Annotated in this window: 15 protein-coding genes; 14 read left to right on the forward strand and 1 reads right to left on the reverse strand. The window is 71.6% G+C overall.

Translation table 11 applies throughout. The features are described 5' to 3' along the window. Positions 1-14 precede the first annotated feature (14 nt). The 14 genes from Amac_RS21575 to Amac_RS21640 all read left to right on the forward strand — a co-directional run bounded on the left by Amac_RS21575 (position 15) and on the right by Amac_RS21640 (position 15,625). The gene (locus tag Amac_RS21575; protein WP_155356187.1) at positions 15-1,529 is read left to right on the forward strand and encodes a UDP-N-acetylmuramoyl-L-alanyl-D-glutamate--2,6-diaminopimelate ligase; all 1,515 of its coding nucleotides are present in this window, start codon (positions 15-17) and stop codon (positions 1,527-1,529) included. Next, positions 1,526-2,893 (forward strand): UDP-N-acetylmuramoyl-tripeptide--D-alanyl-D-alanine ligase, encoded by a 1,368-nt coding sequence (locus tag Amac_RS21580; RefSeq protein ID WP_155356188.1) that lies wholly within the window; start codon positions 1,526-1,528, stop codon positions 2,891-2,893. The genes Amac_RS21575 and Amac_RS21580 overlap by 4 nt, the downstream gene beginning before the upstream one ends. Continuing rightward, positions 2,890-3,966 carry a phospho-N-acetylmuramoyl-pentapeptide-transferase gene (mraY, locus tag Amac_RS21585; RefSeq protein WP_155356189.1) on the forward strand — a complete coding sequence of 359 codons (1,077 nt, stop codon included), beginning with the start codon at positions 2,890-2,892 and terminating at the stop codon, positions 3,964-3,966. The genes Amac_RS21580 and mraY overlap by 4 nt, the downstream gene beginning before the upstream one ends. After that, positions 3,948-5,345: a UDP-N-acetylmuramoyl-L-alanine--D-glutamate ligase gene (gene murD, locus Amac_RS21590; protein ID WP_155356190.1), complete on the forward strand. Its 1,398-nt coding sequence runs from the start codon at positions 3,948-3,950 to the stop codon at positions 5,343-5,345. Before mraY ends, murD begins: the two co-directional genes overlap by 19 nt. Then, entirely contained in the window at positions 5,342-6,607 is a 1,266-nt protein-coding gene (gene ftsW / locus Amac_RS21595; RefSeq protein WP_155356191.1) for a putative lipid II flippase FtsW, read from the forward strand. Before murD ends, ftsW begins: the two co-directional genes overlap by 4 nt. A 41-nt stretch (positions 6,608-6,648) precedes the next feature. Continuing rightward, entirely contained in the window at positions 6,649-7,728 is a 1,080-nt protein-coding gene (gene murG / locus Amac_RS21600; protein WP_155356192.1) for an undecaprenyldiphospho-muramoylpentapeptide beta-N-acetylglucosaminyltransferase, read from the forward strand. Then, the gene (gene murC, locus Amac_RS21605) at positions 7,725-9,119 is read left to right on the forward strand and encodes a UDP-N-acetylmuramate--L-alanine ligase (RefSeq protein ID WP_155356193.1); all 1,395 of its coding nucleotides are present in this window, start codon (positions 7,725-7,727) and stop codon (positions 9,117-9,119) included. The genes murG and murC overlap by 4 nt, the downstream gene beginning before the upstream one ends. 11 nt (positions 9,120-9,130) lie before the next feature. Next, positions 9,131-9,841 (forward strand): cell division protein FtsQ/DivIB, encoded by a 711-nt coding sequence (locus tag Amac_RS21610; RefSeq protein WP_155356194.1) that lies wholly within the window; start codon positions 9,131-9,133, stop codon positions 9,839-9,841. Between the two features lie 182 nt (positions 9,842-10,023). Next, positions 10,024-11,493, forward strand: coding sequence for a cell division protein FtsZ (gene ftsZ, locus Amac_RS21615; RefSeq protein ID WP_155356195.1), 1,470 nt, complete (start codon positions 10,024-10,026; stop codon positions 11,491-11,493). 10 nt (positions 11,494-11,503) lie between these two features. After that, a complete protein-coding gene (locus Amac_RS21620; protein WP_246268553.1) occupies positions 11,504-12,220 on the forward strand; it encodes a YggS family pyridoxal phosphate-dependent enzyme in 717 nt (238 codons plus the stop codon). 144 nt (positions 12,221-12,364) lie between these two features. Continuing rightward, positions 12,365-12,871, forward strand: coding sequence for a cell division protein SepF (locus Amac_RS21625; protein WP_155356196.1), 507 nt, complete (start codon positions 12,365-12,367; stop codon positions 12,869-12,871). 95 nt (positions 12,872-12,966) lie between these two features. Continuing rightward, the gene (locus Amac_RS21630) at positions 12,967-13,260 is read left to right on the forward strand and encodes a YggT family protein (RefSeq protein ID WP_155342926.1); all 294 of its coding nucleotides are present in this window, start codon (positions 12,967-12,969) and stop codon (positions 13,258-13,260) included. Between the two features lie 44 nt (positions 13,261-13,304). Continuing rightward, a complete protein-coding gene (locus Amac_RS21635) occupies positions 13,305-14,207 on the forward strand; it encodes a DivIVA domain-containing protein (protein WP_155356197.1) in 903 nt (300 codons plus the stop codon). A 95-nt stretch (positions 14,208-14,302) separates the two neighbouring features. Next, entirely contained in the window at positions 14,303-15,625 is a 1,323-nt protein-coding gene (locus Amac_RS21640) for a hypothetical protein (RefSeq protein WP_155356198.1), read from the forward strand. A 151-nt stretch (positions 15,626-15,776) separates the two neighbouring features. On the opposite strand, the gene ileS is transcribed toward Amac_RS21640, so the two are convergent. After that, complete coding sequence (gene ileS, locus Amac_RS21645; protein WP_155356199.1) at positions 15,777-18,917, reverse strand: isoleucine--tRNA ligase; 3,141 nt, start codon at positions 18,915-18,917, stop codon at positions 15,777-15,779. Positions 18,918-19,208 lie beyond the last annotated feature (291 nt).

Raw genomic sequence — 19,208 nt, forward strand, 5'->3', positions numbered from 1 at the left:
CCGTGGATCACCCGATGCGTCCGTCCTCCACGTCGGCCCGCCCGCTCTCCGGGCTGGCCACCCTGCTCGGCGCGCCGTCCGCCTCCGGCCGGGTGGCCCGCGGCGTGCTCACCGGCGTCACCATCGACTCCCGGCGGGTCCAGCGCGGCGACCTCTACGTGGCGCTGCCCGGCAAGGCGGCGCACGGCGCCGCGTTCTCGGCCGCGGCCCGCTCGGCGGGCGCGGTGGCCATCCTCACCGACGACGCCGGCCGGGACGAGGCCGCCGCCACCGGCCTGCCGGTGCTCGTGCTGCCGGATCCGCGCGCCCTGCTCGGCCAGGTCGCCGCCTGGGTGTACGGCCAGCCCGCCACCGACATCCTGGTCATCGGGGTGACCGGGACCAGCGGCAAGTCCACCTCCACGTTCCTGCTGGAGGCGGGCCTGGCCGCCGCCGGGCACCGGACCGGCCTGGTCGGCGGGGTGGAGATCCACGCCGGGGACATCCGGATCACGCCCGAGCTGACCACGCCGGAGGCGAGCGATCTGCAGGGCCTGTTCGCGCTGATGCGCGAGCAGGGGGTCACCGCCGCCGCGATGGAGGTCTCCAGCCACGCGCTGGCGCTGGGCCGCGTCGACGGCATCTTCTACGATGTCGCGATATTTACGAATCTGTCCCAGGATCACCTGGACTTCCACCGGGACTTCGACGACTACTTCGCCACCAAGGCGCGGCTGTTCACCCCGGAGTTCGCCCGGCTCGGCGTGGTCAACACCGACGACCCGCATGGCCTGGAGCTGGCCGGGTTCGCCAAGATCCCGATCACCACGTTCTCGCCGGCCGGGGGCCCCGAGGCCGAGTGGCGGGCCGTGGACGTGCGCCTCGGCTCGGACGGCAGCGCCTTCCGGGTGGTCGGCCCCGGCGGCATCGAGGCCGACGTGTCGGTCGCCCTGCCCGGGCCCTTCAACGTGGCCAACGCGCTGGGCGTGCTGGTCGCGCTGGTGGAGACCGGCGTGCCGCTGCAGACCGCGGTGGCCGGGGTGAGCGGGTTCGCCGGGGTGCCGGGCCGGATGGAGCGGGTGCCGTCCCCTCACGGGTTCGAGGCGATCGTCGACTACGCCCACAAGCCCGGCGCGGTCGAGTCGGTGCTGCGCTCGCTCCGCGAGGTCACCGAGGGCACGCTGACCATCGTGCTCGGCTGCGGCGGCGACCGGGACCGGGGCAAACGCCCGCTGATGGGCGAGGCCGCCGCCCGGCTCGCCGATGTGGCCATCTTCACCAGCGACAACCCGCGCAGTGAGGACCCGCTGGCCATTCTGTCCGCCATGATGGACGGGGCGCTGGAAGTGCCGCCGCCGGAGCGGGCCCGCGTGATCGTGGAGCCGGACCGAGCCGAGGCCATCGAGCTGGCGATCTCCCGTGCCCGCGCGGGAGATGTGGTAGTTGTGGCCGGCAAGGGCCACGAGCAGGGCCAGTATGTCGCAGGCGAGGTCGTGCCATTCGACGACCGCCAGGTGGTCGCCGCCGCCATTCGCAGGAGGAACGCATGATCCCGTTGCCTTTGGGCCGGGTCGCAGAGATCACCGCGGGCGCCCTGATGGGCCTGACCGACCCCCGGGCCGTGGTGCGGGGTCCGGTCGTGATCGACTCCCGGGCCGCCGAGCCGGGGTCGCTGTTCGTCGCGCTCAAGGGCGAGCGGGTGGACGGGCACGACTACGCGGTCCAGGCCTGCGAATCCGGCGCGGTGGCCGTGCTGGCCGCGCGCCCGGTGGAGGCGCCCACCGTGATCGTGGGCGATGTGGTGGGCGCGCTGGCCGAGCTGGCCAGGGCCGTGGTGGCGGAGCTGCCCGAGCTGACCGTGGTCGGGGTGACCGGGTCGGCCGGCAAGACCTCGACCAAGGACCTGCTGGCCCGGCTGACCGCGCGGATCGGGCCCACGGTCTCGCCCGTCGGGTCGTACAACAACGAGATCGGGCATCCGCTGACCGTGCTCAAGGCCGACGCGGAGACCCGGTATCTGGTGCTGGAGCTGAGCGCCCGAGATGTCGGGCACATCGCGTATCTGGCCGGGATCGCGCCGCCCAGGATCGGGGTGGTGCTCAACGTGGGCACCGCGCACCTGGGCGTGTTCGGCGGCAAGGACATGATCGCCAGGGCCAAGGGCGAGCTGGTGGAGGCGCTGCCGAAGGACGGCGTGGCCGTGCTGAACGGCGACGACCCGCTGGTGGCGGGCATGGCCGTGCGCACCGAGGCCAGGGTGACCTGGTTCGGGCGCGGCGCAGGGGCGCACATCAGGGCCCTGGACGAGCGGCTCGACGAGCGGGGGCGGGCCGCGTTCACGCTGCGCACCCCGACCGGCGCGGCCCCGGTCCGGCTCCGGCTGTACGGCGGGCACGCCGTCGCCAACGCCCTGGCCGCCGCGGCCGCCGCCTACGAGCTGGGCCTGCCGGTGGCCACCATCGCCGACGAGCTGTCGCAGGCCGAGCCGCGCAGCCGCTGGCGGATGGAGGTCACCGACCGGGCCGACGGCGTCACCGTGATCAACGACGCGTACAACGCCAATCCGGACTCGATGCGGGCCGCCTTCGCGGCGCTCGACGCGATGGCCGCCGGACGGCGCAAATTCGCCGTCGTGGCCGCGCTGCGCGAGCTGGGCGAGGACGGACCGGAACTGAACGAGGGCGTCGGCCGTCTGGCCGCGAGCGCGGGCCTGGCCGGTCTGCTCGTGGTGGGCGAGAACGCCGGCGAGATCATGGCCGGGGCCCCGGACGCGATCCACGCGCCCGACGTGGCGGCCGCCGCCGCCGAACTCGCCGAGCGGCTCCGGCCCGGCGACGTGGTGCTGATCAAGGGTCCCCGGGCCGCCGGTCTGGAACGGGTGGCGGAACGGCTGATAGGGGGTGACGCCCGGTGAGGGACATCCTCGTCGCCGCCGCGGTCGGCCTGGTGCTGTCCATGCTCGGCACGCCGCTGGCGATGCGGCTGTTCGCCCGCAGGGGCTACGGCCAGAACATCCGCGAGGAAGGGCCGTCCGGCCACCACGACAAGCGCGGCACCCCCACCATGGGCGGCACCGTCATCGTCATCGCGGCCCTGCTCGGCTACGCGGCGGCGCACCTGGCCACGCTGCTGTCGGCCGATCCGGCCCCGCCCACCGCCTCGGCGCTGCTGGTGCTGTTCCTGATGACCGGCCTGGGCATGGTCGGCTTCCTGGACGACTTCATCAAGATCTACAAGCAGCGCAGCCTGGGCCTGCGCAGCGGCGCGAAGGCGCTCGGGCAGCTGATCGTGGGCGCCGTCTTCGCGGTGCTGGTGGTGCAGTTCCCGAACGCGTACTCGATCACCCCGGCCGAGACCCGGCTGTCGTTCCTGCGCGACTTCGGGCCCTCCATCGGCCTGATCGGGTTCACCATCTGGGTGCTGATCATGATCGTCGGGTTCTCCAACGCGGTGAACCTCACCGACGGCCTGGACGGGCTCGCCTCCGGGGCCACCGGGATCGTGCTCGCCTCGTACGTGCTGATCGGCAACTGGCAGCTGCGCAACAGCTGCACCACCGCGATCCTCGGGCCGAACTGCTACATCGTGCGGGATCCGCTGGACCTGGCGGTGGTGGCGGCGGCGGTGCTGGGCGCGCTGGTGGGCTTCCTGTGGTGGAACGCCCCGCCCGCGAAGATCTTCATGGGCGACACCGGCTCGCTGGCCCTGGGCGGGGTGCTGGCCGGGCTGGCCATCACCACCAGGACCCAGCTGCTGCTGCTCATCCTGGCCGGCCTGTGCGTGGTGATCACCTCCTCGGTGATCATCCAGGTGGGCTTCTTCAAGATGACCAGGAGACGCATCTTCCGGATGGCCCCGCTCCAGCACCACTTCGAGCTGAAGGGCTGGGCGGAGACCACGATCGTGGTCCGGTTCTGGCTGATCGCCGCGCTCAGCGCGGCCGCCGGGCTCGGCCTGTTCTACGTGGAATGGATGCCGAAACTGTGAGGGGCTGCGTCGTCGTGGCCGGGCTCGGTCTGTCCGGCACCGCCGCCGCGCGCGGCCTGGCCAGGGGCGGGGAGCGGGTGGTCGTGCTGGAGCAGCGCGAGCGCCCGATCCCGGAGATCCTGTCCGAGCTCGGGGTGGAGGTCAGGTTCGGCGAGCAGGACCTGCCCGCCAGAACCGAGCTGGTGGTCACCTCGCCGGGCTGGAAGCCGGACCATCCGCTACTGCGGGCCGCCGCCTCGGCCGGGATCGAGGTCATCGGCGAGGTCGAGCTGGCCTGGCGGCTGCGGCACGAGGGCGCGGCGCCCTGGCTGGCGCTGACCGGCACCAACGGCAAGACCACCGCGGTCCGCATGCTCACCTCGATGCTGACCGCCGCCGGGGAGCGCGCGCTCGCCGTCGGCAACGTGGGCGTCCCGATCGTGGACGCGGTGCTCGACCCGGGCGAGACCACCGTGCTCGCCGTCGAGCTGTCCAGCTTCCAGCTGCACTGGTCGGCCAGCCCGGCCCCGAAGGCGGCGGCCGTCCTGAACGTGGCGCCCGACCACATCGACTGGCACGGCTCGCTGGAGGAGTACGCGCGCGCCAAGGCGCGGATCTTCGCGAAGGCGGAGCGGGTGATCTACAACGCCGACGATCCGTGGGCCACGCGGCTGGCGGAGCCGTACCGGGATCGCTCCGTGGGGTGGACGCTGGGGGTGCCCAGGCCCGGTCAGCTGGGCGTGGTGGAGGACCTGCTCGTGGACCGGGCGTTCACCGGGGACCCGATGCGGTCGGCGGAGGAGCTGGCCGCGCTGTCGGACGTGCACCCGTTCGCGCCGCACAACGTGGCCAACGCGCTGGCCGCCGCGGCGTTGGCACGGTCCCACGGGGTGCCCGCGGCCGCCGTACGGCAAGGCCTGGCGGACTTCCGCCCCGACCCGCACCGGATCGCCCACGTGGCCCGGGTCGGCGAGGTCGACTACGTGGACGACTCCAAGGCCACCAACCCGCACGCGGCGGCGGCGTCGCTGGCGGCCTACCCGTCGATCGTCTGGATCGCCGGCGGCCAGCTGAAGGGCGCCGACGTGGAGGATCTGGTCCGGCGGGCCGCGCCTCGGCTGCGCGGCGCGGTGCTGCTGGGCGTGGACCGGGAACGGATCGCGGAGGCATTGGCGCGACACGCGGCGAATGTCCCCGTGCTTGAGGTGGCCGGGGACGACACTGGGGTGATGGATCGTGTCGTCACCGCAGCCGCCAGGCTCGCCTCCCCCGGGGACACCGTGTTGCTGGCCCCCGCCGGGGCCTCCCTGGACATGTTCCCCGGCTACGGCGCGCGAGGGGAGGCCTTCGCGCGAGCCGTCCGCAATCTGACCGGCCTGACCGGTCTGGTCGAGCGGTGACGGCCGCCACCGGGGCCGCCGCAGGGGCTGCCACAGAGGGGGAGCGGCGCCGTCCCAGCTGGAGCAGGATCCAGCTGGCGCTGCTGCGCGAGCTGCTGAGCCGCCCGCTCACCTCCTACTACCTGGTGCTGGGCTGCAGCGCGCTGCTGCTCGCGCTCGGCCTGATGATGGTGCTCTCGGCCTCCAGCATCGAGGCGCTGCAGGTCAAGGGCGACCCGTTCTACTGGTTCCTGAAGCAGTCGCTCTCGGTCGCGCTGGGCATCCCGCTCATGTACGCCTGCAGCAAGCTGCCGCAGCGCTTCTTCCGGCTGGCCGGATACCCGCTGCTGGCGCTGTCCATCATCGGCCTGGTGATGGTGATCTTCATCGGCTCCACCGAGCTGGGCGCGCAGCGCTGGATCTACATCGGCAGCCTCACCATCCAGCCGTCGGAGCCGGCCAAGCTGGCCCTGGTGCTGTGGGGGGCCGACATCCTGGCCCGGCACGCGCGCGGCCGCCTGATGGAGTGGCGCAACCTGCTGATCCCGCTGATGCCCGGCGTGGCCATCCTGGCCGTGCTGGTCATGTGGGGCCGCGACCTGGGCACCACCCTGGTGCTGATGATGATCTTCCTGGCCCTGCTCTGGGTGGTGGGCGCGCCGGTACGGCTGTTCGCCGGCCTGCTCGCCGTGCTCGCCCTGGCCACCGTCTTCATGATCATCTCAGAGGGTTACCGGTCCGAGCGCATCACCGGCTGGCTCAACACCTGGGAGAACGCCCAGGGCTCCGGCTACCAGGCCGCCCAGGGGCAGATCGCGATGGGCTCCGGCGGCTGGTTCGGCCTGGGCCTGGGCAGCAGCAGGCAGAAGTGGGACTGGGTGCCGCACGCGGAGAGCGACTTCATCTTCTCCATCCTGGGCGAGGAGCTCGGCCTGATGGGCACGCTCGTCGTGATCGCCCTGTTCGGCCTGCTCGGCTACGCGGGCCTGCGCATCGCGGCCCGGGTCAACGACCCGTTCGTGCGGTTCGCCTCGGCGGCGTCGGTGGCCTGGATCGTGGGGCAGGCCATCGTGAACATCGGCGCGGTCATCGGCGTGCTGCCCATCACGGGCATCCCGCTGCCGCTCGTCTCGTACGGCGGATCCGCCCTGTTGCCGACGCTCGCCGCGCTTGGGATGTTGTTGTCGTTCGCGAAACGTGAGCCGGGCGCGGCCGAAGCGTTGGCCGCGCGGGGGCCCGGACCGGCGGCCCGGGCTCTAAGCTGGCTTGGCCTCCGGGCATAATCCGCGACTTGAAACACGCGGCTTTTCACATAGGGAGAGACATGAGGGTGGTCCTCGCCGGCGGCGGGACGGCCGGCCATATCGAGCCGGCGCTCGCGCTGGCCGACGCGCTTCGTCAGATCGACCCCACGATCGGGATCACCTGCCTCGGCACCGATCGCGGCCTGGAGACCCGGCTGGTGCCGGCCCGGGGTTACGACCTGCAGCTGGTGCCCGCGGTGCCGCTGCCCCGCGCGATCACCCCGCAGCTGCTCGCGGTGCCGGGCCGGCTGGCCGGGGCGATCAACGCCGCCACCGGAATCCTGGACAAGGTCGGCGCCGACGTCCTGGTCGGGTTCGGCGGTTACGTGGCCACACCGGCCTACCTGGCCGCGCGCCGCCGCGGCATCCCGATCGTGGTGCACGAGGCCAATCCCCGGCCTGGCCTGGCCAACCGGCTGGGCGCGCGGCTGACCGACCACGTGTTCACCGGCCATCCGGACACCGCGCTGCCGGGGGCGGTGTGCATCGGCATCCCGCTGCGCCGCCAGGTGGTGGACATGGACCGGTTCTCGCTCGGCGACAAGGCCCGCTCCTACTTCGGCCTGGAGTCGGACCGGCCCACGCTGCTGGTGTTCGGCGGCTCCCAGGGCGCGCGCTCGATCAACAAGGCCGCGCTGGACGCCGCGCCCGCGCTGCGCGCCGCCGGGGTGCAGGTGCTGCACGTGATCGGCCCGAAGAACACGGTCGAGCAGGAGCCCCCGCCGGGAGATCCGCAGTACGTCATCCTGCCGTATGTGGACCGCATGGACCTGGCGTACGCGGCGGCCGACCTGGTGCTGTGCCGGAGCGGCGCGATGACCTGCGCCGAGCTGACCGCCGTGGGCCTGCCCGCGGCCTACGTCCCGCTGCCGCACGGCAACGGCGAGCAGCGCTTAAACGCCCAGCCGATCGTCCAGGCGGGCGGCGGGCTGATGGTGGAGGACGCCGACCTCACCCCCGAGTGGATCATGAGGGTGCTGGCGCCGCTGCTGCACAACCCGGAGAAGGTGGCCGTGATGTGCGAGGCGGCCCTGCAGATGGGGCGCAAGGACGCCGACGTGACGCTCGCCCGCAAGGTTCTGGAGATCGCAGCGCGATGAGTCTGGTGAAACTGATTGAGCCGGTGCCGGCCGAGGAGCTCGGCCGGGTGCACTTCATCGGCATCGGCGGGGCGGGCATGTCGGGCATCGCCAGGATCCTGCTCAAGCGCGGGGTGGCGGTGTCCGGCAGCGACGCCCGCAGCTCGGACATGCTCACCGAGCTGCGCGAGCTGGGCGCGACCGTGCACGTCGGGCACGCGGCCTCGCACATCAGGGACGTGAACACGGTCGTGGTGTCCACCGCCATCCGGGACTCCAACCCGGAGCTGGGGGAGGCGCTGCGGCAGAACGTGCGGATCATCCCGCGCGCGGCGGCGCTGGCGGCGGTGATGACCGGGCGGGTCGGCATCGCGATCGCGGGCACCCACGGCAAGACCACGACCACCTCCATGCTCACCGTGGCGCTACAGAAGTGTGGCGCGGACCCGTCGTACTGCGTGGGCGGCCAGCTGGTCACCACCGGGCTCGGCGCGGACGAGGGCACCGGGGACGTCTTCGTGGCCGAGGCCGACGAGAGCGACGGCTCGTTCCTGATGCTGGCCCCCCAGATCGCCGTGGTGACCAACGTCGAGGCCGACCACCTGGACAACTACGGCGACCCCGAGGCGGTCTACGACAGTTTTAACCGGTTCGTCGAGCGGATCGGGTCGACGCTGGTGCTCTGCGCCGACGACCCGGGCGCGGCCAAGCTGGCGCCCGTCGCCCGGTCGCGTGGCCTCAAGGTCGTCACGTACGGCGAGGGCGAGGCGGACGTCCGAGTCGCCGAGGTGGTCCCGAAGGGCCTCGGCGTGGAGTTCGAGGTGGCCGGGCTCGGCCGGGTCAGGCTGTCGGTGCCCGGGCGGCACAACGCGCTCAACGCGGCCGCCGTGATCGCCGTGGCGCTCGAACTCGGCCTGCCGTTCGAGGAGGTCAGGGACGGCCTGGCGGCCTTCACCGGGGCCAAGCGCCGGTTCGAGGCCAAGGGCGAGGCGGACGGGGTCACCGTCTTCGACAGCTACGCCCACCACCCGACCGAGCTCGCCGCCGACCTGGCCGCAGCCAGGGATGTGGTGGCCGGGGGAGGCCGGGTCATCGCCGTCTTCCAGCCGCACCTGTATTCCAGAACCCGGTTCTTCGCCGCCGAGTTCGGCGCCGCCCTGGGCCTGGCCGACGAGGCGATCGTGCTGGACGTCTACGGCGCGCGCGAGGACCCCGAGCCCGGCGTCTCCGGCGCGCTGGTGGCGGGCCAGATCCCGCTCCCGTCCGCACAGGTCTCGTATGCTCCGGACAGGTCCGCGGTGCCCGCCCTGGTGGCGGGCAGGGCCCGGCCGGGCGACATCGTGCTCACCATGGGCGCCGGCGACGTCACCGAGCTCGGCCCGCACATCGTCGCGGAGCTGCACGCCCGATAGGGGAGCCCGCGGTGAGGAAGAACGTCCTGTGGCGTACGGCTGTCGCCACTCTGCTGGCCGGCGGGGTGGTGGCGGTGGCCGGGTGGGTGGTTTTCCTCTCGCCGGTCCTGGGAGTGCGCGAGGTGGCCGTGATCGGCAACCAGCGGCTCCCGGCCGAGCAGGTCCGCAGGGCGGCCGCCGTGCCGCCGGACACCCCGCTGGTGGGGGTGGACACCGACGCCGTCAGGGCCAGGGTGGCCGCGCTGCGGGCGGTCGAGTCGGTCACCGTGGACCGGGAGTGGCCGGGCACGCTGCTGATCTCCGTGGTGGAGCGCATGCCGCTGGTGGCGGTGCCGATCAACGGCAGGACGACGGTCGTGGACCGGTTCGGCGTCGTGCTGGACCTGGTGGACGCGGCGGACACCGCGGATCCCGCGGGGGCGGTGGATCCGGTGACCTTGCGGCTGCCGGAGCTGAAGACCAACCGGTTCGATCCGGCCGATCCCGGGATCAAGGCCGCGCTGGCCGTTCTCGCCAGCCTGCCGGAGAGCATCTCCCGGCGGGTGCGGCAGGTGAGCGCCGCGTCCGCGGAAACCGTGACGCTGACGCTCGCCGATGGCCGTACCGTGGTGTGGGGCGGTCCCGAGCGGACCGGGGACAAAGCCAGGATCCTGACCACGCTGCTTCGCGAGAACGCCATGACCTTCGACGTCAGTTCCCCTGACGTGGTAACGGTCAAGTGAGATCGGCGACACGCCGGACGTGCTTGCGGCGCGGTTAGTTGACCCTGGGGGAGGCGCAACCCTACTGTCCGTATCAATCCTCAGGTTGACATAACTCTAAATCTCAACTTGAGGGTGAGGGTTTGACAGAGCGGGCAGCAGCCTGCGTGGACATATGTAAGCGAGCGGAAAGGCCCCTCGTCGTGGCAGCACCGCAGAACTACCTCGCGGTCATCAAGGTCGTCGGCATCGGCGGCGGCGGAGTGAACGCCGTGAACCGGATGATTGAGGAGGGACTCAAGGGCGTCGAGTTCATCGCCATCAACACCGACGCCCAGGCGCTGCTGATGAGTGACGCCGATGTGAAACTGGACGTGGGGCGCGAGCTCACGCGTGGCCTGGGCGCCGGCGCCAACCCCGAGGTGGGGCGCAAGGCGGCCGAGGATCACCGCGAGGAGATCGAGGAGGTCATCAAGGGCGCCGACATGGTGTTCGTGACGGCCGGGGAGGGCGGCGGCACCGGCACCGGCGGCGCGCCCGTGGTGGCCAACATCGCCAGATCGCTGGGCGCCCTGACCATAGGGGTCGTGACCCGCCCGTTCAGCTTCGAGGGCAAGCGCCGCGCCATGCAGGCGGAGGCCGGAATAGAGAATCTCCGGGCGGAGGTGGACACCCTCATCGTCATCCCGAACGACCGGCTGCTGTCCATCTCGGACCGCCAGGTGAGCGTGCTGGACGCGTTCAAGGCCGCTGACCAGGTGCTGCTCTCGGGTGTGCAGGGCATCACCGACCTGATCACCACGCCGGGCCTGATCAACCTGGACTTCGCCGACGTGAAGTCGGTCATGTCCGGGGCCGGGTCCGCGCTGATGGGCATCGGCCACGCCCGGGGCGACGACCGCTCGGTGGCCGCCGCCGAGATGGCGGTCTCCAGCCCGCTGCTGGAGGCCAGCATCGACGGCGCGCACGGTGTGCTGCTGTCCATCGCGGGCGGTTCCGACCTGGGCCTGTTCGAGATCAACGAGGCCGCCCAGCTGGTCTCCAGCGCGGCCGCGCCGGACGCCAACATCATCTTCGGCACGGTCATCGACGACGCGCTCGGCGACGAGGTCCGGGTCACCGTGATCGCGGCCGGGTTCGACGAGCCGGTGCCGGAGAAGCCCGCCGTCATGCCGCAGCCGCGGCAGCAGCAGGCCCGCCCCGCCCCCGCCCAGGCCCAGACCGCCCCGGGGGGCCGGGAGCGTCCCGCGCTGTCGTCCTTCGTGGCGCCGCCCAAGCCCGAGCCCCGCCAGGAGTCGCGGCCCGACCCGCGGACCGAGCAGCCGCCCGCGCCGGTGCGCCCGCTCACCCCGGCGGGCTCGCCGCCGGTCTCGCCCGTGCAGCCGGTGCCGCCGATCACCTCGCCCCCGGCCCAGCCGGGGCCGAACCACCCGGCGGCGCAGCCCCAGGTGGCCTCGGCCGAGCAGGTCGCGCCTTCGGTGCCGTTCGGACGGGAGGGCGAGGGTTCGCGGCCGGACCACCAGGGGGCGTCGGGCACCGGCCCTTTCGCCATCCCGCGGCCGACCGAGCCGCCGACTCCGATCACCTCCAAGCTCACCCAGCCGGTCCCCCGGCGCCCGGTGGTCTTCGAGGAGCAGGAGGAGGAGCTGGACGTGCCGGACTTCCTGAAGTGATCCACCGCACGTGATCGACCCGGATCCCCCCGCCGGGCGCCGTAGCGAGCTCGCGGCCGCGCTGGCCGACGTGGAGCGGCGCATCCTGGACGCGTGCCGTGCCACCGGCCGTTCCCGCGAGGAGCTCACGCTGATCGCGGTCACCAAGACCTACCCGGCGGCCGACCTGCGGCTGCTGGCCGAGCTCGGGGTGCGCGATGTGGGGGAGAACCGCGATCAGGAGGCGGCGGCGAAAGCCGCCGAATGCGCGGATCTCCCGCTCACCTGGCATTTCATCGGCCAGGTGCAGACGAATAAGGCCAGATCCATCGTCGCCTACGCGGATCTGATCCACGGCGTGGACCGGAGCCGCCTGGTGGCGGCGCTGAGCCGCGAAGCCGTCCGGGTGGGGCGCGAGGTCGGCTGCCTGGTTCAGGTGGCCCTGGACGACCGTCCTGAGCGCGGTGGCGCCCGTCCCGCGGACGTCCCTGCCCTCGCCGCCGCCCTGGCCGAGGCGCCGGGTCTGCGGCTGCGGGGCGTCATGGCGGTGGCCCCGCTGGGATCTGACCCGGATGTCGCTTTCGCCCGTTTGTTCGAGGTGGCGCAAGCCGTACAGAAAGAGCATCCTGGGGCGGATGTGATTTCTGCCGGGATGAGTGGCGATCTCGCGCAGGCGATAGCGAAAGGTGCGACACACCTGCGTGTTGGTACGGCGTTGCTCGGCCGCCGGACGCCCTTCGTCAGGTAATGTCCCCCGAGTAACAGGTAGAGGTCGATCAGCGGTTCGCCAGTCGGGGGGTTACGGCTTCCGCCACGGACCTTCAAGGCCCTCGACGGCACCCGGCACGCTAGGGTGGCCGCAGAGGCACGGTAGACGGAGGACGACGGAGCGATGGCCGGCGCGATGCGCAAGATGGCGGTCTACCTCGGTCTCGTGGAGGACGACGACCGCTACGACAGGTACCGGGACTATGACGCCGACGATTTCGGTGTGGACCCGTATGACGGGCAGAGCGAGGAGTTCGCCCCTGCCGGGGCGCAGGGGCGCGATGCGGGCGACGACACGCCGGTTCCCGCGCCGAGACCCTCCACCGCGGTGATCGAGCGCCGTACGACCGATCTGGCGCGGATCACCACCCTGCACCCCCGCACGTACAACGAGGCGCGCACGATCGGGGAGCACTTCCGGGAGGGCACGCCGGTCATCATGAATCTGACCGAAATGGTTGACAGTGACGCGAAACGTCTAGTCGATTTTGCGGCAGGTCTGGTTTTTGGGCTACACGGCAGCATTGAACGTGTTACCAACAAGGTGTTCCTGTTGTCCCCTGCCAATGTCGAGGTGACCGCGGAGGACAAGGCTCGGATCGCGGAACGCGGCTTCTTCAACCAGAGCTAGAGTTCCTTGTATGGACAGTGAAAAGCTGAGCGGTGCCCACGGGGACCGGAGGGTGCGAACCTGGCAGCGGACCAGGACGGAGGCGGGGCGCGACCGTGGGGATCGTTAGTGGTGTCTTGGTCTTCGTCCTGTCCCTCTACCTGGTCCTGCTGATCGGCAGGATGATCTTCGAGACGGTGCAGGCGTTCGCCCGGGCCTGGCGGCCCAGAGGGCCGGTTCTGGTCCTCGCCGAGGCCACGTACACGGCCACGGATCCACCCCTCAAATTCCTCCGCCGTTTCATTCCGCCCCTGAGGTTGGGTACGGTGGCCTTTGACCTAAGCTTCACAGTGCTGTTCATTGTGGTCTTGGTCTTGATCCAAGTCGTGTCCGCGTTTGGTCGAGGATAGGTACTTCTCTCCGGACAGACTCCAAGCGCGCCAAGGAGACCCAAATGCCGCTGACGCCCGCAGATGTGCGGAACAAGCAGTTCAGTACGACCCGGCTCAGGCCGGGCTACGACGAGGAAGAGGTGGACGCCTTCCTCGACGAGGTCGAGGCCGAACTCGACCGCCTCATCCAGGAGAACGAGGAGCTCCGCGCCAAGCTGGCCGAGTGCCTGCGGGGCAAGGTCCCCGGCGGCATGGCCGGGGGGATGGCGGGAGGCATGGCCGGCGGCATGATGGGCGGCGGCATGCAGATGGCTCCCGCGCCCGTCGCCGAGCCCAAGCCGGAGATGATGGTTCCGCAGCCGGAGCCGATGCGCCAGCCCGAGCCGGTGCGTCCCGAGCCCGTCCCCGTCGGCATGGGCCTGCCGCCCGCCGAGGACAACATGGACACCGCGGCCCGGGTGCTGGCCCTGGCCCAGCAGACCGCCGACCAGGCCATCGCGGACGCCCGCCGGGAGGCGGACGAGACCGTGACCCGGGCCCGCCGCGAGGCCGACGAGGTGCTGGGCAAGGCGCGCCGCCAGGCCGAGCAGATCATCGGAGACGCCCGCGCCCGCGCCGAGACGCTGGAACGTGACGCTCAGGAGCGGCACCGGCAGGCGATGGGGTCGCTGGTGCAGACCAGGGACGAGCTGGAGCGCAAGGTCGAGGAGCTGCGCAGCTTCGAGCGGGAGTATCGCAGCCGCCTCAAGCTGTACCTGGAGAACCAGCTCGCCGAGCTGAACGTCTCCGCCGAGGGCAGCGGCGGCTTCCCGATCGTGCAGGGTCAGGTGTCAGGTCAGCAGCAGATGGCGCACGCCATCGCGCCCGGCGGCCAGCAGATGCCCGCGCCGAACCCGTTCGGCGGCGACCCGCAGCACTCGGGCGCGTTCCAGAACCCCGAGGGCCCGCACGGCGACCGCCGGTAACCTTCCGCGTGGAAGTGTCGCGCGTGGAAGTGTTGTCCGGGTCAGGTGTCCGGTAGGCGTCCGGTCACGCGTTCGGTAGTTCGGAGATCCCCCCAGTGATCCTTGTCAGTGCCGCCTTGGTGCTCGCCGCGATCGTCCTGCTGATCGCGGGCGTCGTCCTGGCGAAGCCGTTCCTCGTGATGTGGTCGATCGTGGTCAGCGTGCTGTCCGCGGTCTGCCTGCTGATCGGGGCGTTGCTCAGGCGGCACGAGCTGTTCCCGGCCGGCGGGCGGTCCCAGGCCGCCACCCCCCAGCCGATGCCCCAGATGCCGCAGGCGCTGCCGCAGCACATGCAGCAGCCCATGACGCAGGCCTCCCCCCAGATGGCGCACTCGGCCGCCTACAGCGGGGGGCCGACGCAGCAGATGGCGAACCCGATGATGGCCGCACCCGTGCCAGGACCGGTGGCGGCCCCCGTGTCTCCTTCGATGGCGACCCAGCAGGTTCCCTATCCGGGAGCGGCCGGTCAGGAGCCGCCGGAGCGGCGGACGCGCCCCCCGATGCCCCGCTCCCTGCCGGGCGGTGCTCTCGGGCCCGACTCGATCGTGCTGGTCATCCCGGGCCGGAAACGGTTCCACCTGCCCAACTGCCGTCAGCTGGCCGATCGCGAGATCGAGGAGCTGACCCTCGAAGAGGCCCGCGAGGAGGGCTTCACGCCGTGCACCGCCTGCGTCGCCGAGAGCGTCCCAGGGCAGCCGGGCGAGCCGGCCGAGACCGCACCCGGGCGCGCCGGGTCAGCGGCCCTCACCGACTCCGCCACGAGCATGGACGCCCCCACGGTCTCCGCGTCGGTGCCCCGGTCCGAAACACATCGGTCCGAAACATCCCGGCCTGAAACATCCCGGCCTGAAACATCCCGGCCCGAGACACCCTGGTCTGAAAAGCCTCGGTCGGAAAAGCGGTCTGAAACGGCCACCCCCACGGTGGCCACCCCCTTGCCTTCGTCGCCCCCTGTGCCGCCCGTGGTTCCGGTCCCCTCGGTGCCGCCCGCCTCGTCTGAATGGTCCGCCTTCTCGCGTCCGTCGCCGACTCAGGCGCCGACTCCGCCCGCGCCCGACCCCGCGCCCAGCAAGCCCGAGCCGGTGGTCGCCGAATCCGCGGCGGTCAAGGACGAGAAGCCGCGCCCGTTCGACTCGACGGTCGAGGCCACCCGGCCGGTCACGGCCAAGGACGACGGCGAGAAGACCGCCGAGAAGACCCCGGAGCAGACTCCCGAGCGAGCGGACGACGAGATCGTTCACGTGCTGGTCGGAACCCGGCGGTATCACCGCGCGGAGTGCTCGCTCGTCGGCGACGACAGCGCCGACATCGAGACCATGACCAAGACCGAGGCCGAAGAGGCCGGTCTGACCCCCTGCTCGGCCTGCGCCGAAAGGTAGCGGCCGAAAGGTAGCGACGGCACGCAGAAGGGCCCAGCGGAAGCCGGGCCCTTCGTGTTGCTCGGCCTGCGCTGAAGGGCCGAAAGGTAGCGACGATCCACAAAAGGGCCCAGCGGGAAGCCGGGCCCTTCGTGTAATCGGCGTGTTGTGATCAGGCCTTGCGCAGCTGGAAGCTGAGGCCCAGATCGGCGTCCTGGTGGACCACCCAGCCGGTGTCCAGGTCGGCTTCGGCGAATGAGGTCGCCAGCACCTCCTCGGCCACCGTGCCGCCTCCGCCGCGCAGCGCCTCGGCCAGCTCGTCGGAGCCCGCCGCCCAGCGCAGCTCGATCCGGTCGGTGATGGCCAGGCCGCTGGCCTTGCGCGCCTCCTGGACCAGCCGGATGACCTCCCGGACCAGCCCGGCCCTGCGCAGCTCGGGCGTGATCGCCAGGTCCAGCGCCACCGTCTCGCCGGTCCCGGTGTCGACCGCGCCGGTCTCCACCGCCCAGCCCGACTTGGGCTGCTCGGTGACGATCACGTCCTCCGGACCGACGGTCACCGCGCCGAGCTCTCCGGCGTCGAGGGTGGCGGCCGTACCGGCCCTGAGGGTCTGGGCGAGGTCCGCCGGGTCGGCGGCGGTGACGGCGGCGGCGACCAGCTTGGTCTGGGAGCCGAACCGCTTGCCCAGCGCCCGGAAGTTGGGCTTGACAGTGAACGTCACCAGATCGGCGGAGAAACCGGACATGTCCTCCAGGGCCAGCACGTTCAGCTCGTCCGCGATCAGGTCGCGCAGCTCGCCGGTGAGCCCGGGCCAGCCCGGCGCGCCGATCAGCGCGCGGCCGAGCGGCTGGCGGGTCTTGACCGAGGAGGACGCGCGGGCCGAGCGGCCCAGCTCCACCAGGCGGCGGACCAGGGCCATCTGCTCGGACAGGGCCGGGTCGACCAGCTCAGCCCGAACCTGGGGCCAGGTGGCCAGGTGCACCGAGGCGGGCGCGTCCTGGCCGCGCAGCACGTCCCACACGTAGTCGGTGGTGAACGGCACCAGGGGGGCCATCAGCCGGGTGACCGTCTCCAGGCACTCGTACAGGGTGGCGAAGGCGGCCGGTTCGCCGGTCCAGAAGCGGCGGCGGGAACGGCGGACATACCAGTTGGACAGGTCGTCCAGGAACTCGGTGATCCGGCGGCCGGCGCGGGCCGTGTCGAAGACGTCCAGGGCGGCGGTGACCTCGGCCACCGTGCGCTGGAGCTCGGCCAGGGCCCAGCGGTCGATGAGCGGGCGCTCGCCGTCGTGGGTCTGCCCGGGCTGCCAGCCGGAGGCGTTGGCGTAGAGGGTGAAGAAGGAGGCCGTGTTCCAGTAGGTCAGCAGGACCTTCCTGACGATCTCCTCCAGCGGGCCGTGGCCGATCCGCCGGGGCGACCAGGGTGAGCCGGAGGTGGCCATGTACCAGCGCAGCGCGTCCGCGCCGTGCTCGTCCATGAGCGGCATCGGCTGGAGCACGTTGCCCAGGTGCTTGCTCATCTTGCGGCCGTCCTCGGCCAGGATCAGGCCCAGGCAGAGCACGTTCTCGTAGGCGGAGCGGTCGAAGACGAGCGCCCCCACGGTCATCATCGAGTAGAACCAGCCGCGGGTCTGGTCGATGGCCTCGCAGATGAACTGGCCGGGGTAGGAGGCCTCGAAGACCTCCTTGTTGACGTGCGGGGCGCCCCACTGGGCGAAGGGCATCGCGCCGGAGTCGTACCAGACGTCGATCACGTCGGGCACCCGGCGGGCCTCGCCGCCGCAGTCGGCGCACGCGAACGTGACGTCGTCCACGAACGGGCGGTGCGGGTCCAGCGCGGACAGGTCCTGGCCCGCCAGGGCGCCCAGCTCGGCGAGGGAGCCGACGCAGGTGACGTGGTCCTCCTCGCAGACCCAGAGCGGGAGCGGGGTGCCCCAGTAGCGGGAGCGGGACAGCGCCCAGTCGACGTTGTTGCGCAGCCACTCGCCGTACCGGCCGTGCTTGATGGTCTCGGGGAACCAGTTGGTGCGCTCGTTCTCGGCGAGCAGCAGGTCCTTGATCTGGGTGGTCCTGATATACCAGGACGGGAGGGCGTAGTAGAGCAGCGGGGTGTGGCAGCGCCAGCAGTGCGGGTAGCTGTGGTCGAAGTGGCTGCCCCGGAAGAGCAGGCCGCGGGCGCGCAGGTCCGCGGTGAGGCCCTCGTCGGCGTCCTTGAAGAACTCGCCGCCGACCTGGGGGACGTCGGGCAGGAACCGGCCGTCGGGGCCGATCGGGTTGACCACGGGCAGGCCGTACCGCTTGCAGACGGTCAGGTCTTCGGCGCCGAACGCGGGCGCCTGGTGCACCAGGCCGGTGCCGTCCTCGACGGTGACGTAGTCGCCGAGCACGACGAAGTGCGCGCCGGGGATGTCGACCAGCTCGAACGGCCGCTGGTACGGCGTGTGCTCCAGTTCGGCGCCGGAGAAGCTCTCCCGGACCGTCCAGCCCTCGCCGAGGGCGGCGGCGAGCAGCGGCTCGGCCACGATGACCGGGCGCTCACCGTCCTTCTCGGCCACCACGTACGTCACGTCCGGGTGCACCGCCACCGCCGTGTTGGACACCAGGGTCCACGGCGTGGTCGTCCAGATGAGCAGGTCCACGCCCGCGAAACGCCCCGCCGTGACCGGCATGCGCACGTACACCGACGGGCTGGACACGGTCTCGTAGCCGCCGGGCTGGCCCAGCTCGTGGTCGGAAAGACCGGTGCCGCAGCGCGGGCAGTACGGCGTGATCCGGAAGTCCCGGAACAGCAGCCCCTTGTCCCAGATGACCTTGAGCGACCACCAGACGGCCTCCACGTACGCGGGGTCCATCGTGCGGTAGGCCTGGGACATGTCCACCCAGTAGCCCATCCGCTCGGTCATCTCTTCGAACGCGTCCACGTGCCGGAGCACCGATTCGCGGCACTTGGCGTTGAACTCCGCGATGCCGTACGCCTCGATCTCGGGCTTGCCGGACAGGCCGAGCTCCTTCTCGACGGCCACCTCGACGGGCAGGCCGTGGCAGTCCCAGCCGGCCTTGCGGGGGACGTGGAAGCCGCGCATGGACTTGTACCGGGGGAACACGTCCTTGAACACGCGCGCCTCGACGTGGTGCACGCCGGGCATGCCGTTGGCGGTCGGGGGGCCCTCGTAGAAGACCCAGGAAGGGCCGCCGGCGTTCTGCTCCAGCGACCGCTCGAAGACCTTGCCGTCGCGCCATCGCTCCAGCACCTCGTGTTCGAGGGCCGGCAGGTCCACCTGCGCGGGTAGCGAACGGAAAGAGTGGGAAGACACCGGACCTCCACGCTGATTCGACAGGGCGTGGAGGGACGAAGCCGATCATGGCTCCGCGGTACCACCCTCCTTGGCCGCCCTCGCGGGGGCCCACTCATTCAGGTCGCGGCCGGGTCTAATAAGCGTCTACCAGAGGTAAAGCCGTTCTTCCGGCGGCTCCGGGCTGATCTTCCCCCCGCGGCTCGCCCCGGGCTCGCACCGTCCCCGGGTCGCTCGTGCGAGTGGGTGCGGAGGTACTCGTCCCATCAACGCCTTGCAGACCTCACGATAACGCAGCGGAGCGCGTCAGGC

This window comes from Acrocarpospora macrocephala (assembly GCF_009687865.1).
Taxonomy (GTDB): Bacteria; Actinomycetota; Actinomycetes; order Streptosporangiales; family Streptosporangiaceae; genus Acrocarpospora; species Acrocarpospora macrocephala.